The sequence below is a fragment of the Henriciella sp. genome (genome assembly GCF_049649345.1).
Classification (GTDB): Bacteria; Pseudomonadota; Alphaproteobacteria; order Caulobacterales; family Hyphomonadaceae; genus Henriciella.
In genome coordinates this window covers 1-2578 of sequence record NZ_JBARZC010000142.1, presented here as the reverse complement: position 1 = coordinate 2578, position 2578 = coordinate 1, and the positions used below count along the sequence as shown (strand labels likewise).

General features: G+C 58.9%; 3 protein-coding genes. All 3 read left to right on the top strand.

The features are described from left to right. On the top strand, positions 1-941 hold a 941-nt coding region (lpxD, locus tag WA989_RS03465), incomplete at its 5' end, for a UDP-3-O-(3-hydroxymyristoyl)glucosamine N-acyltransferase (protein WP_424339125.1). Continuing rightward, on the top strand, positions 938-1729 hold the full coding sequence (lpxA, locus tag WA989_RS03460) for an acyl-ACP--UDP-N-acetylglucosamine O-acyltransferase (RefSeq protein ID WP_424339124.1): 792 nt from the start codon (positions 938-940) through the stop codon (positions 1727-1729). The genes lpxD and lpxA, both read left to right, overlap by 4 nt. Before the next feature lie 8 nt (positions 1730-1737). Continuing rightward, on the top strand, positions 1738-2577 hold the full coding sequence (locus tag WA989_RS03455; protein WP_424339123.1) for an LpxI family protein: 840 nt from the start codon (positions 1738-1740) through the stop codon (positions 2575-2577). Position 2578 lies beyond the last annotated feature (1 nt).

The window sequence follows — 2578 nt, the reverse complement described above, 5'->3', positions numbered from 1 at the left end:
AATTAAGCGAATGCGGCGACATCCAGATCATGGATGTCGCCGCTTCGCATTCTGCTCGAGAAGGCGAGATCTGTTATTATGAAGGCAAGAAACCGCCTTCTCCGAATGATATGAGCGGGGCGGCGAGCGCCTGTTTCGTCACCGAAAATCATTCAGCGGCCCTCCCTGACGGAATGATTCCGCTGATCGTGGACATGCCGCGCCACGCTCACACTCAGACGGCAGACCTGCTCTTGCGGTTTCGAGACTGGAACGAGCCAGAAACGCCGGAGCGCCCGACCAACATCCATGAAACAGCGCAGGTCGCCGCAAGCGCCGTTATCTGTGCAGGCGCTGCGATTGGTGACCGGACAATCATCGGCCCCAACAGCGTTATTGGGCCTGGCGTCCAGGTTGGCCGCGACTGCCGGATCGGCGCCAATGTCAGCATCCAGTGTGCGTTAATCGGCAACTCCGTGAAGATCTATTCTGGCGCGCGCATTGGTGAGAGCGGTTTCGGTGTCATGCCAGGCCCGCATGGGGCGGTGGACGCTCCGCAGTTTGGCAGGGTGATCGTGCAAGATGGCGTTACGATCGGGGCGAATACATGCGTTGATCGCGGTGCATTCGAAGATACGATCCTGGGCGAGCACACAAAGCTCGATAATCTCTGTCAGATCGCCCATAACGTGGTCACAGGCCAGAGTGTTCTGATGGCGTCCTTCGCTGGCATTTCGGGCACGGTGACGATCGGAGATGGGGTTATGTTGGGCGGGCGTGTTGGCATTGCCGACCATGTGAAAATCGGGGATGGCGCGCAGATTGCCGCTTCATCCGGTGTGTTCCGGGAGATTCCCGCGGGCGAAACGTGGGGCGGTGTGCCTGCGAAGCCTTTGCGCCAGTGGATGCGCGAAATCGCCTGGCTGCAGAAACAGACTGATCCGGGAAAGAAGAAAAGTTGAGCGCTGACATTCATCCAACTGCGATTGTCGAACCCGGCGCCGAACTAGGCGAGGGCGTCACGATCGGTGCCCTGGCTTATGTCGGATCGGACGTAAAGCTCGGAGCCGGGTGCCAGATTCATCAGCGCGGCACGGTGCTCGGCCGGACTGAGCTGGCAGATGAAGTCGCAGTCTATCCGGGGGCTGTGATCGGAGGGCCGCCTCAGATCCTCGGTTTCAAGGATGATGGTACGTCGCGCCTGACAGTCGGCAAACGATCGATTTTCAGGGAGCACGTGACCGTCCATACGGGGTCTCCTGCACATGGCGGCCTGACGTCGATAGGCGACGAGTGCCTGATGATGGTAGGGTCGCACCTGGCCCATGACTGTCATGTTGGCGAAAAGTGCGTGATCGCGAACAATGTTCAGCTTGGCGGTCACATTACGGTGGGCGACCAGGTTTGGATGGGCGGTATGGCAGCTGTTCATCAGTTCTGCCGGATCGGCCAGCACGCCTTTGTGGGCGGCGGAGCGATCGTGGTCGCCGATGTCATCCCTTACGGCTCAGTCATCGGGAACCATGCCCATCTGGCTGGGCTCAATATTGTCGGCATGAAGCGCCGCGGCTTCAGCCGCCAGTCTATCCATGATCTGAGAGCTGCCTACCGTATGCTGTTTGCCAAGGAAGGCACATTCAGCGAGCGTCTGGCCGACGCCGAAGAGACCTATGGCGAGTGCGCTGAATGTATCGAAATTCTGAACTTCATCCGCAAGGGGAAGAGCCGGTCCCTCTGTCTTCCGGAATAGGCCATCAGATGCAAAAGCTTGGGATTGTTGCAGGGCTTGGAGATTTGCCTGTCAGCATTGCGCGTGAACAGGTCGATTCTGGCCGAGACGTGTACGTCTTCAAGCTGGCCGGTTTCGAAGAGGAAAAGCTCTCACCGTTTCCCGGCGAAACCATTGGCATTGGTCAGATTGGACATCTGATCAAGAGGCTGAAGGCCGAGCAAATCGACCAGGTTGTGTTTGCCGGGATTGTGAAACGTCCGAACTTCTCCGATATCAAGCTCGACCTTCGCGGGGCCCGCCTGCTGCCAAAAGTGCTAAAGGCGGCCCGACATGGCGACGATGCCCTTCTGCGCGTTATCGTCAGCGAGCTTGAGAGCGAGGGCTTTCCGGTTATCGCCGCAGAAGACGCGGCGTCAAACCTCCGGGCAGGAGATGGCCTGCTGTTTGGCCCTGCGCCAGGCGATGACGCCCTGGCGGACATGAAAAAGGCCGCGCGGATCGCCGGGGAGATTGGCAAGCTGGATATCGGACAGGGTGCTGTCGTCTGCGACGGTTTGATCCTTGCCGTTGAAGCGCAGGAAGGTACCGACCGGATGCTTGATCGTGTCGCGAACCTTGAGCCTGAAATCAGGGGCAATCTGTCTGCACGAAAGGGTGTGTTGGTAAAACGCCCAAAGCCAATTCAGGAGCGGCGTATCGATTTGCCAACGATAGGGCCGGCGACAGTCAGGCTTGCCGCAGAGGCGGGCCTTGCCGGCATCGGTGTGGAAGCGGGTGGTGCGCTTCTGCTGCAGCGGGCTGAAATCGAGGCGCTATGCGAAAGCCATGACATATTTGTCTACGGGTTTTCCGGAGACTGGGAGTAGG